This is a genomic window from Pseudomonas sp. FSO-7 (assembly GCF_059579345.1).
In genome coordinates, this window is sequence record NZ_CM184193.1 from 878,653 (window position 1) to 890,018 (window position 11,366).

General features: G+C 62.7%; 11 protein-coding genes. 8 read left to right on the top strand and 3 right to left on the bottom strand.

Annotated elements, in window-relative coordinates; translation table 11 throughout:
• Positions 1–35: 35 nt before the first annotated feature.
• On the bottom strand, positions 36–917 hold the full coding sequence (locus tag AC515T_RS03735) for a LysR family transcriptional regulator (protein ID WP_496531483.1): 882 nt from the start codon (positions 915–917) through the stop codon (positions 36–38).
• Between the two features lie 216 nt (positions 918–1,133).
• Here AC515T_RS03735 and AC515T_RS03740 point away from each other — a divergent pair, with 216 nt between their 5' ends.
• Complete coding sequence (locus tag AC515T_RS03740; RefSeq protein ID WP_496531484.1) at positions 1,134–1,898, top strand: sulfite exporter TauE/SafE family protein; 765 nt, start codon at positions 1,134–1,136, stop codon at positions 1,896–1,898.
• Here AC515T_RS03740 and AC515T_RS03745 read toward each other — a convergent pair.
• Positions 1,888–2,202 carry a putative quinol monooxygenase gene (locus tag AC515T_RS03745; RefSeq protein WP_496531485.1) on the bottom strand — a complete coding sequence of 105 codons (315 nt, stop codon included), beginning with the start codon at positions 2,200–2,202 and terminating at the stop codon, positions 1,888–1,890. The two genes, AC515T_RS03740 and AC515T_RS03745, sit on opposite strands and share 11 nt — an antisense overlap.
• 200 nt (positions 2,203–2,402) lie before the next feature.
• On the opposite strand from AC515T_RS03745, the gene mdaB reads away from it, so the two are divergent.
• From mdaB to AC515T_RS03760, 3 genes are all read left to right on the top strand, one after another.
• On the top strand, positions 2,403–2,993 hold the full coding sequence (gene mdaB, locus AC515T_RS03750) for an NADPH:quinone oxidoreductase MdaB (RefSeq protein WP_496531486.1): 591 nt from the start codon (positions 2,403–2,405) through the stop codon (positions 2,991–2,993).
• Between the two features lie 217 nt (positions 2,994–3,210).
• The gene (locus AC515T_RS03755; protein ID WP_496531487.1) at positions 3,211–4,122 is read left to right on the top strand and encodes a LysR substrate-binding domain-containing protein; all 912 of its coding nucleotides are present in this window, start codon (positions 3,211–3,213) and stop codon (positions 4,120–4,122) included.
• 103 nt (positions 4,123–4,225) lie between these two features.
• A complete protein-coding gene (locus AC515T_RS03760; RefSeq protein ID WP_496531488.1) occupies positions 4,226–5,119 on the top strand; it encodes an NAD-dependent epimerase/dehydratase family protein in 894 nt (297 codons plus the stop codon).
• A 141-nt stretch (positions 5,120–5,260) separates the two neighbouring features.
• Here AC515T_RS03760 and AC515T_RS03765 read toward each other — a convergent pair whose 3' ends face one another.
• On the bottom strand, positions 5,261–6,706 hold the full coding sequence (locus AC515T_RS03765) for a SulP family inorganic anion transporter (RefSeq protein WP_496531489.1): 1,446 nt from the start codon (positions 6,704–6,706) through the stop codon (positions 5,261–5,263).
• 410 nt (positions 6,707–7,116) lie between these two features.
• Between AC515T_RS03765 and AC515T_RS03770 the strand changes: the two genes are divergently transcribed.
• The 4 genes from AC515T_RS03770 (at position 7,117) to AC515T_RS03785 (ending at position 11,330) form a co-directional block, all read left to right on the top strand.
• Complete coding sequence (locus AC515T_RS03770) at positions 7,117–8,466, top strand: GntT/GntP/DsdX family permease (protein ID WP_496531490.1); 1,350 nt, start codon at positions 7,117–7,119, stop codon at positions 8,464–8,466.
• Between the two features lie 27 nt (positions 8,467–8,493).
• Positions 8,494–9,354: a MurR/RpiR family transcriptional regulator gene (locus tag AC515T_RS03775; RefSeq protein WP_496531491.1), complete on the top strand. Its 861-nt coding sequence runs from the start codon at positions 8,494–8,496 to the stop codon at positions 9,352–9,354.
• A gap of 1 nt (position 9,355) precedes the next feature.
• Positions 9,356–10,828, top strand: a complete 1,473-nt coding sequence (locus AC515T_RS03780) for an N-acyl-D-amino-acid deacylase family protein (RefSeq protein WP_496531492.1) — start codon at positions 9,356–9,358, stop codon at positions 10,826–10,828.
• Positions 10,829–10,961: 133 nt separating this feature from the next.
• Positions 10,962–11,330, top strand: coding sequence for a glyoxalase superfamily protein (locus AC515T_RS03785; protein ID WP_003197565.1), 369 nt, complete (start codon positions 10,962–10,964; stop codon positions 11,328–11,330).
• Positions 11,331–11,366 lie beyond the last annotated feature (36 nt).

Consider the following 11,366-nt stretch of genomic DNA (forward strand, 5'->3'; position numbering starts at 1 on the left):
TCTGTGGTCGACACCGAGCTATCCAGAAGCGCGCATCAGTCGGCCAGATGCCGAGCCAGGGCCCTGGCGTAGGCCGGCAAACCGTCGAAGTTGCGGGCGCACAGCAGTAGCGCCCGGTGGGTCCAGGCCTCTTGCAGCGGGACGCAGTGATACGAAGGCTCGGGTGGGCGCCGGTCGATGGCCGCTTTCGGCACGATGGCGATGCCTGCGCCATGGGCCACCATGCGAATCATCCCGTCAAAACCCTCGGCGCGAATGCGGATTTGCATGCGCGAGCCGATGTGCAGGGCCTGTTCTTCCAGGTGAATCGCCAGCGCGCTGGAAGCGTTCAGACCGACGTAGTCGTGGCTGAGGGTCTCGCTGAAACGCACGGTTCGACCGTCAGCCAGGGGATGTCCGGTCGGTAGGATCAATACCAGCGGATCGTCGCGAAACGGCCAGGCCTGAAGGCCGTTGGTGTCCACCGCGTCGGAAACGATCCCCAGGTCTGCGGCGCCCTGGCGTAGCGCATGGGTGATCCGTGAGCTGGGTAATTCCTGCAGGTCGATGTCGAGGTTGGGATGGGCCTTGAGGAAACCGGCCAGCAGTTCGGGCAGGTACTCGGTCATGGCGCTGGTGTTGCACAACAATCGCACCCGGCCTTTGACGCCCTTGGCGTATTCGGCCAGGTCCTGTTGCAGGCGTTCGGCCTGTTGCAACAGGGTCCGGGCGTGCTCGGCCAGGGCCCTGCCAGGCGGCGTTGGGGTGACGCCACGCCGTCCACGCTCAAGCAGGTCGATGCCCAGGGAGGCTTCCATGGCCCGGACTCGCGCACTGGCCGCGGCCAGGGACAAATGGCTGCGGGCCGCACCGGCGGTGATGTTGCCGGTGTCGAGGATGGTCAGGTAGAGGCGCAGGTCGGTGAGGTCGAAGTGCATGGGCGATGTGATCCTGTGCCGGGTTCTGTGGTGGCTGATCTGGCGCCTTCGCGAGCAAGCCCGCTCCCACAGGGGGATTGCATTTCAAATGTGGGAGCGGGCTTGCTCGCGAAGGCGGCGGTAGAACCAACAAAATTATTAGCCTCTTGCTACAAGAGAGGCACCCTCAGTATATGGCAGATTTTCAAGCCAAGCCCCGGGGCGCACGATACCCCCATGAACACACTCATCGCTTTCTATCAAAACCTCGGCCTGGTCCTGTCCCTATTGGTCATCGGCACCTTCTTGCTGGCCGGCACCATCAAGGGCGTGATTGGCCTCGGCCTGCCGACCATTTCCATGGGTTTGCTCGGGTTGGCTATGGCGCCGGCGCAGGCTGCGGCGCTGCTCATTATTCCGGCGACCCTGACCAATCTCTGGCAACTGGCGTTTGGCGGTCATCTGCAAGCCCTGATCGGGCGTTTGTGGCCGCTGCTGCTGGCGATATTCATTGGCACCGGGCTCGGTACGCTGTGGCTCGGCATGACGGGCGGGGCCTGGGTGGTGCGGGCGTTGGGTGGGGCGTTGTTGCTGTATGCGTTGAGCGGGCTATTGCTGCCAACGTTGCGGGTCGGGGCCGATGCAGAGCCATGGATCGCTCCGCTTTGTGGGCTGTTGACCGGCCTCATCACGTCCGCCACGGGTGTGTTCGTCATCCCGGCGGTGCCGTATCTGCAAGCGCTGGGCTTGAGCAAGGACGAACTGGTGCAGGCCCTGGGCCTGTCATTCACCGTTTCTACCCTGGCCCTGGCCGCCGGCCTGTTATGGCGCGGCGAGCTGGGCGGGGGCGAATTGAGCGCTTCGTTGCTGGCGCTGGCACCGGCGCTGCTGGGGATGTGGCTGGGGCAATGGTTGCGCCAGCGGATCAGCGCCGTGTTGTTCAAACGGGCATTTTTCATCGGCCTCGGCGTGCTCGGCGGCCATCTGCTGATCAGCGGCTAGCCGAGGACGGGCTGAGCATGTCGATGCGGCGGATGTCGAAGTCGCGCTCCAAATAGTCCATGCGTTGCTCGAAGAATTGCCGCATGTGCGGCAGGTTCGAGTGCACGTCCAGGTGCGCCTGGGAGGCCCAGATCTCATAAAAGATAAACAGCGTTGGATCCTGCTGGTCCCGCAGCATGTGATATTCGATGCAACCGGGCTCGGCACGGCTTGGCTCGACGTAGGCGCGGAACAGCGCTTCGAAGGCCTCGGCTTTTTCCGGGCGGGTCTTGGCATGTAGGATGAAACCGTGCAGTTCGCTCATCGAGGTGGCTCCTGAAATAAAGAGGCGTCGGAGCTTACGGCAATAATCGAGTGTCGATTCGTGCGTTTTGGTCAAATCATTTTTGCCGTTACGGTGCTTATTCCACGCGAGGCTCGTCGGTACTCTGCCGTCATCATTTTCAACCTTCCCATGCAGCGGCCAGCCAACGGCCCACGCTGTGGAACCCGATGAGGCTTCCCATGAAAAAAGTCCTGTTGCTCAACGGCGGCAAACAATTCGCCCACTCCGACGGTCGCTACAACGCCACCCTCCACGACACGGCGCTCAGCGTGTTGGACCGTGGCGGCTTTGATGTGAAAACCACCTTCATCGATGGCGGTTACGACATCCAGGAGGAAGTCGCCAAGTTCCTCTGGGCCGACGTGATCATTTACCAGATGCCAGGCTGGTGGATGGGCGCGCCTTGGACCGTGAAGAAATACATCGACGAAGTCTTCACCGAAGGCCATGGCAGCCTCTATGCCAGCGACGGTCGGACCCGTTCCGATGCCTCGCAGAAGTACGGCAGCGGCGGCCTGATCCAGGGCAAGCAGTACATGTTGTCCCTGACCTGGAACGCCCCGCAGCAAGCCTTTGACGACCCGACCGACTTCTTCGAAGCCAAGGGCGTGGACGCGGTGTACTTCCCGTTTCACAAGGCCAATCAGTTCCTCGGCATGAGCGGCCTGCCGACCTTCCTGTGCGTGGACGTGATGAAGCGCCCGAATATCGAAGAAGATGTGGCGCGGTATGAGCGGCATTTGATCGAGGTGTTCGGCCTTTCGCGGTAATCCGGCTACTATCGGGACTTACCCGAAAGCAATCCTGCACCCAAGGCGAGCGCGCTTTTGTGGCGAGGGAGCTTGCTGTGGCGAGGGAGCTTGCTCCCGCTCGGGCGCGCAGCGGCCGCCTTTTTTGAGGGGCTGCTACGCTGCCCAGCGGGAGCAAGCTCCCTCGCCACAAAGGCATCTTCATCACATTGGGTGTGCATTCCACGAGAGGATGTCTGTGAAAGCCAGATCCGACGAGTTGCAGATTTTCGTCTGCGTGATCGAATGCGGATCCATCTCCGCCGCCGCCGAGCAGGTCGGGCAGACGCCATCGGCGGTCAGCCGCACGTTGTCGCGGCTGGAGGCCAAGCTCGACACCACGCTGATCAACCGCACCACGCGGCGCATGGACCTGACCGAGGAGGGCAAGTATTTTTTCGAACAGGCCAAAGGCATCCTCGACCAGATGGACGAACTGGAAGAGCGCCTGTCGTCCCGCCAGAAAAATCCCGCAGGACGCTTGCGGATCAACGCGGCCTCGCCGTTCATGCTGCACGCCATCGTCCCGCACATCGAAGAGTTCCGCCGGCTTTACCCGGACATCCAGCTCGAACTCAACAGCAACGACCTGATCATCGATCTGCTGGAGCAAAGCACCGACATCGCCATCCGTATCGGCACCCTCACCGACTCGACACTCCACGCCCGCGCCCTGGGCTGCAGCCCGTTGCACATCCTCGCCAGCCCGGCCTATTTGAAGCGGCGCGGCACACCCGCAAGCGTCGCCGAGCTGGCGGAGCATGCGCTGCTGGGATTTGCCCAGAACGAGGGCCTCAACCAGTGGCCGCTGCGCCACCAACATGGCGACCGCTGGCCGATCCAGCCCGCCATCAGCGCGTCCAGCGGCGAGACAGTGCGTCACTTGGCGCTGCAAGGGCAGGGCATTGCCTGCCTGTCAGACTTCATGACCCGCGACGACATCCATACCGGTCGACTGAAGGTGTTGCTGGCCGATGCCAACAGCGGATACCGCCAGCCGATCAACGCGGTGTACTACCGCAACTCGCAACTGGCCCTGCGGATCCAGTGCTTCCTGGACTTCATCCAGGGCAAGCTCGCCGACTACGCCTCGCGGGACTTCAAGGGCTGATTCGTGACTTCAAGGCAAGAGTGATTTGGGCAATGAGGTCTGTTTCGTCAGGAAAGCGACCGCGATACTCGTCCCATCACTGATCTGGCCAAGGAGTTTGTCCATGAACGTATTCATCACCGGCGCTGCCGGTTTTATCGGCGGTTCCATCGCCACCGGCCTGGCACGTGCCGGGCATCAGATTCGCGGTCTGGTGCGCAGTGCCGAACAGGCGAGCGAACTCACTGCGCTGGGCATCGAGCCGGTCATTGGCACCCTCGAAGACAGCGCGTTGCTGACCGAACAGGCCCGTGCCGCCGACGCCGTGATCAACGCCGCCAGCAGCGATCATCGTGGTGCGGTCGAAGCCTTGATCGAAGGCCTCAAAGGCTCGAACAAAGTGCTGCTGCACACCAGCGGTTCGAGCATCGTCGGCGATGCTTCCGGTGGTCGTCACAGCGATGTCATCTACCAGGAAGGCCATCTGCCGCCACCCACTGCCGACAAAGCGGCCCGTGTCGCCATCGACAATCGGGTTCTGGATGCCGCCCGGCAAGGCGTGAACTCGGCGGTGATCTGCAACACCTTGATCTACGGCCACAGCCTGGGGGGCAAGCGTGACAGTGTGCAGTTGCCACGTCTGCTCAAGCAGGCGCGCAAGAGCGGGGTGGTGCGGCATGTGGGGCCGGGGCAGAACATCTGGTCCAACGTGCACATCGAAGACGTGGTCGAGCTGTACAAATTGGCCCTGACCCGCAACGTACCCGGCACGTTCTATTTCGTTGAAAGCGGCGAGGCTTCGTTCATCGACATGACCACGGCCATGGCCCGCGCGCTGAAACTGGGTGAGCCGCAAGATTGGCCACTGGCCGAAGCCGAGGCCGAATGGGGGTACGAAATGGCCAACTATGGCCTGGGCTCCAACAGCCGTGTGCGAGGCACGAACGCCCGTGAGCTGCTGGGATGGACGCCGAAGCGGACGTCGGTGGTGGAGTGGATTCTTAACGAAATGGTGTGAGCACCATCAAAGCTCAGTAAGACATAGGACCTGTGGGAGCGAGCTTGCTCGCGATGGCGCCGGGTCAGTCAGTAGTGAAGTTGGCTGACCCACCGCCATCGCGAGCAAGCTCGCTCCCACAGGTTTTTGTTTGGTGTTGCTTCAGTCGTGCTGCACGCCCGCGCGCTTGAGCATTTGTTTGCAACGCTCGGACAGGTGAAACACCCGCAGGTGCTTGCCGGCCTTGCTGTAGCGCTCGCGCAGGGTCTTGAGCGCGGCGACGGCCGAGTAGTCGACGAAGCGCAAGTGACGGCAGTCGAGGGTCACCAGGGCCGGGTCGTTGGCCGGGTCGAACTGGTTGAGGAACGGCGTCGACGAGGCGAAGAACAGCGTGCCGTGCAGGCGATAAAGCTTGCTGCCGTCGGCCTCCTCGTGGGTGTCGGCGTACAGCTCCCGGGCCTGTTGCCAGGCGAAGTTGAGCGCCGCAATGATGATCCCGCAGAGCACGGCGACAGCCAGGTCGGTAAACACCGTGATGACCGTCACCGCGATGATGACCAGCACATCGTTCGCCGGCACTTTGTTGACCACCCGCAACGAGGCCCAGGCGAAGGTCTGCTGGGACACCACGAACATCACGCCCACCAGCGCCGCCAGCGGGATGCGCTCGATCAGCGGCGACAGGAACAACACGAACAGCAACACCATCACCCCAGCCACGACGCCCGATAACCGTCCGCGCCCGCCCGAGCTGAGGTTGATCATCGTCTGGCCGATCATGGCGCAACCGCCCATGCCACCCAGCAGTCCGGACGCCATGTTGGCCGCGCCCAACGCCACGCATTCACGGTCCGGATAACCGCGGCTCTCGGTGATTTCATCGGTCAGGTTCAGGGTCAGCAAGGTTTCCAGCAAACCGACCATCGCCATGATCACCGCATAGGGTGCGACGATCTGCAGGGTCTCCAGGTTCCAGGGAATGTCCGGCAGGGAAAAGGTCGGCAAGCCACCGGCGATGTGGGCCATGTCGCCCAGCGTTCGGGTCGGCAGGCCGAGCAGCTCGACCGCCAGGCCCACACCGAGGATGGCCACCAATGCCGGCGGCACGCTGCGGGTCAGGCGCGGCAGCAGGTAGACGATAGCCATGGTCAGCGCCACCAGGCCGGCCATCAGGTACAGCGGCGGGCCACTCAGCCAGGCCTCGCCATTCTTGAAGTGTTCCAACTGGGCCAGGGCAATGACGATCGCCAGGCCGTTGACGAAGCCGAGCATCACCGGGTGCGGCACCATGCGCACCAGCTTGCCCAGCCGCAACAACCCGAACGCCATCATGATCAGCCCGCCCAGCAGCACGGTCGCCAACAGGTACTGCACACCGTGCTGCACCACCAGCGCGACGATCACCACGGCCATCGACCCCGCCGCGCCTGACACCATTCCGGGCCGACCGCCGAACAACGCGGTCAGCGTGCAGAGGATGAACGCACCGTACAGCCCCATCAGCGGATTGAGGTGGGCCACCAGGGCGAAGGCGATGCACTCGGGGAGCAAGGCGAAAGAGGTGGTGAGGCCGGCGAGGGTGTCGGCGCGAAGACGTGCTGATTTCATGATTTACCTGACTGGGCGCCGGTTGAACATTGGCTGCCGGGGCGTGGTGCAAAAAAACAGGGGGCGATGGTACGGAATTGGGGGCTGCGCGGCCAGCCATTGTGGCGAGGGGATTTATGCCCGTTGGGCTGCGCAGCGGCCCTAAGGCATTGGCTCAATCTTACTGGACACCGAGTTGTCTGGTTTGGGGCTGCTTCGCAGCCCATCGGGGATAAATCCCCTCGCCACAGGAGGTCAATTGCGGGATGAAAGTCCGGGGGTGAATTTTCATAGCCGCTGCTTCGCGATGTCCGTCAGCGACAGATTTTATCTGTGCGCGAAAATTACTTTCAGTGGGTTTGAAGATTCGTCGTTGAAATGATTTATGAGTTTCACAACACATCGACGTGACCCCATTCGAGGAGTAACGCATGGCACCTGCTTTCGGTTATTGGCTACTGGTCTACGCGGCCATCGCCATCATTGCGCTGATCGTTCTGATCGCCCGTTATCGGCTCAATCCATTCATCGTGATTACCCTGGTCTCCATTGGCCTGGCGCTGCTGGCCGGGATGCCGCCCTCGGGCGTGGTCGGGGCGTACGAGGCGGGTGTCGGCAAGACGCTGGGCCACATTGCGCTGGTGGTGGCCTTGGGCACGATGCTCGGCAAGATGATGGCCGAGTCCGGCGGGGCGGAGCGGATGGCGCAGACGCTGATCGAGCGCTTTGGCGAGCGCAACGCCCACTGGGCGATGGTATGCATTGCCTTTCTGGTGGGGTTGCCATTGTTCTTCGAAGTCGGCTTCGTGCTGCTGGTGCCCATTGCCTTCACTATCGCCCGGCGTGTGGGCGTGTCGATCCTGATGGTGGGGCTGCCAATGGTCGCCGGGCTTTCGGTGGTCCATGCGCTGGTGCCGCCGCATCCGGCGGCGATGCTGGCGGTGCAGGCGTTCCAGGCCTCGGTGGGGCAGACCTTGCTGTACGCGATCCTGATTGGCATTCCCACCGCGATCATCGCCGGCCCGCTGTACTCTAAATTCATCGTGCCACGCATCCAGCTACCGGCCGAGAACCCGCTGGAGCGACAATTCCTCGACCGTGAGCTGCGCGCCAACCTACCGGGTTTCGGCGTGACCCTGGGGACCATTCTGCTGCCGGTGATCCTGATGCTGATCGGCGGCTGGGCCAACCTGATCTCCACGCCGGGCAGCGGTTTCAACCAGTTCCTGTTGTTCATCGGCAACTCGGTGATCGCCTTGCTGCTGGCGACCATCCTCAGCTTCTGGACCCTCGGCCTGGCCCAGGGTTTCAACCGTGAAGCGATCCTCAAGTTCACCAACGAATGCCTGGCACCGACCGCCAGCATCACCTTGCTGGTCGGGGCCGGTGGCGGTTTGAACCGGATCCTGGTGGACGCTGGGGTCACGCAACAGATCGTCGGTCTGGCCCAGGAATTCCAATTGTCGCCGCTGGTCATGGGCTGGCTGTTCGCGGCACTGATGCGCGTTGCCACGGGGTCGGCCACGGTGGCGATGACCACGGCCTCGGGCATCGTCGCGCCCGTGGCGATTGGCCTGGGTTATCCCCACCCCGAATTGCTGGTGCTGGCGACCGGCGCCGGGTCGGTTATCTTTTCCCACGTCAACGACGGCGGCTTCTGGCTGATCAAGGAATACTTCAATATGACCGTCACGCAAACCTTCAAGACCTGGACCGTGCTCGAAACGCTGATTTCCGTGGTCGCGTTCGCCTTGACCCTCGGGCTTTCGCGCTTGCTTTGAGCGCAACGCACCCCAACAGGAGTCGTCATGGACATCCTCTACCAGATCCGCTCCCGCCAGGATTCCTTCAGCGCCGGCGAAGGAAGAATCGCCCGGCTGATGCTCGAAGACGTGGGCTTTGCCGCCTCCGCCAGCCTCGATGAACTGGCCCAGCGGGCGGAAGTCAGCAGCGCTACGCTGTCGCGCTTCGCCCGTACCGTCGGCTGTCGCGACCTGCGGGACTTGCGCCTGCAACTGGCCCAGGCCAGCGGTGTCGGCAGCCGTTTCCTCGACCCGGCCGGCGCGCCGGAGCAATCGGCGTTTTACGGACAGATCGTCGGCGATATCGAGGCGACGCTGCGCCAGCATCTTTCAGCGTTCGAAGAGTCGCGGTTCGGCGATGCCGTGCGGATGATCGGCAAGGCGCGGATGATCCATGCCTTCGGCCTCGGTGGCTGGTCGGCGCTGTGCGGCGAGGAATTGCAAGTTCGGCTGGTGCGTTTCGGCTACCCGATCGCCGCCTGCCGCGACCCGGTGATGATGCGCATCACCGCCACTTCGCTGAGCGACCAGCATCTGGTCATCGCCTGTTCACTGACCGGTATCACACCGGAGCTGTTGAGCGCCGTTGAATTGGCCCGCAGCTACGGTGCGGCGATCCTGGCTATCACTCGCGCCGACTCGCCACTGGCCCAACTGGCCGACTGCGTGCTACCCCTGCAAGGCGCCGAAACCTCGTTCATCTACAAACCCACGGCGGCGCGCTACGGCATGCTGTTGGCCATCGATGTGCTCGCCACCGAGCTGGCGCTGGCCCATCCCGAAGACAATCAAGAGTGCCTGCGGCGGGTCAAACTCGCCCTGGACGATTACCGCGGCGGCGACGATCACTTGCCGCTGGGAGACTGACATGCTGTACGACACGCTTATCCGCAATGCGCTGGTCATCGATGGCCGCGACACCCCTGGCTACCACGCCGACGTCGCCATTCGCGCCGGCCGCATCGAACGCATCGGCGAGCTGGGCGATGCCCAGGCCGTGGAAAACATCGACGCCGTCGGCCGTGTGCTGGCGCCAGGCTTCATCGATGTGCACACCCACGACGACACGGTGGTCATTCGCCAACCGCAGATGCTGCCCAAGCTCAGCCAGGGTGTGACCACCGTGATTGTCGGCAACTGCGGCATCAGCGCTGCGCCGGTGAGCCTGCGGGGCGATCCGCCGGACCCGATGAACCTGCTCGGCACGGCCCAGGCGTTCGTCTACCCACGCTTTGCCGATTATCGCGGGGCGGTAGAAGCGGCTCTGCCTTCGGTCAACGTGGCCGCACTGGTCGGGCACACGGCGTTGCGCAGCAATCACATGGACGATTTGTTGCGCAGCGCCTCGGTGGGAGAAATCGCTGCCATGCGCCGGCAATTGCGCGAAAGCCTGGAGGCCGGTGCGCTGGGTTTGTCCACCGGCCTGGCCTACGCCAACGCGTTTTCGGCATCCACCGACGAAGTCATGCAACTGACCGAGGAGTTGAGCGCATTCGGCGCCGTCTACACCACTCACCTGCGCAGCGAATTCGAGCCGGTGCTCGAGGCCATGGACGAGGCGTTCCAGATCGGCCGACACGCACGAAGCCCGGTGATCATTTCCCACCTCAAATGTGCGGGTGCCGGTAACTGGGGACGAAGCCCGCAGGTGCTCGCGGCGTTGGAGAACGCGGCACAGACCCATCCGGTCGGCTGTGATTGCTATCCCTACGCGGCCAGCTCCTCGACCCTGGATCTCAAGCAAGTGACCGATGCCCATCGCATCACCATCACCTGGTCGACAACGCACCCGTCGATGGGCGGACGCGACCTGACTGACATCGCCCGTGAATGGGAGGTGTCGCTGTTGGAAGCGGCGCAACGCCTGCAGCCGGCTGGCGCGGTGTACTACGGCATGGATGAGGGCGACGTACGACGGATCCTCGCCCATCCGTTGTCCATGGTCGGCTCCGACGGCTTGCCCGAAGACCCGTTTCCCCATCCACGCTTGTGGGGCGCTTTCCCACGGGTACTGGGACATTTCAGTCGTGACGTCGGGCTTTTTCCGTTGCACACCGCCGTACACAAAATGACCGGCCTTTCCGCAGCGCGCTTCGGCCTCAAGCAACGGGGGGAGATCCGTGAAGGCCATTGGGCGGACCTGGTGTTGTTCAATCCACACACCATCCGCGACGTGGCCGATTTCAACGAACCTCAACGGGCTGCCGAAGGGATTGATGGCGTGTGGGTCAATGGTGTCTTGAGCTATCGCGAAGGGCAGGCAAACGGGCGCCGGGAAGGGCGGTTCCTGGCGCGCGAGGGCGATCTGCGCCAGGGATTCAGTCCATCGAATAGCGTTTGATGGCGCGTTTGCGGCTGATATGGGTTAATTGGCGTCACAATAATGGCACTGCGACACTAAAGAAGCCGGGTTTAAAGCCGAAGCATTGGAGTCAACCCATCTACACTGGGTCTTTTCAGCCAGGGAGCAACCCATGAGCTTCGGTAAAACCACCCCGATCCTGCGGATCTTCGATGAAGCCAAGGCGTTGGCGTTCTACGTCGACTTCCTGGGCTTTACCGTCGACTGGCAACATCGCTTCGGTGACGATTTCCCGCTGTACCTGCAAGTCTCCCGCGGCGACTGCGTGTTGCACCTGTCCGAACACCATGGCGATTGCACACCGGGCTCGGCGTTGCGGATCGAAACCGATGAGCTGGAAGCCTTCCAGCAGCAATTGCTCGCCAAGCAATACCGCTACGCCCACCCACAGATCCAGGCCATGCCCTGGGGTAGCCAGGACATGGCGATCAGTGATCCGTTCGGGAATCGGTTGGTGTTTACCAATGCGATTAACGTGTGAACCTTTTATCAGATCTATAGATCGCTCGGGCAGGCG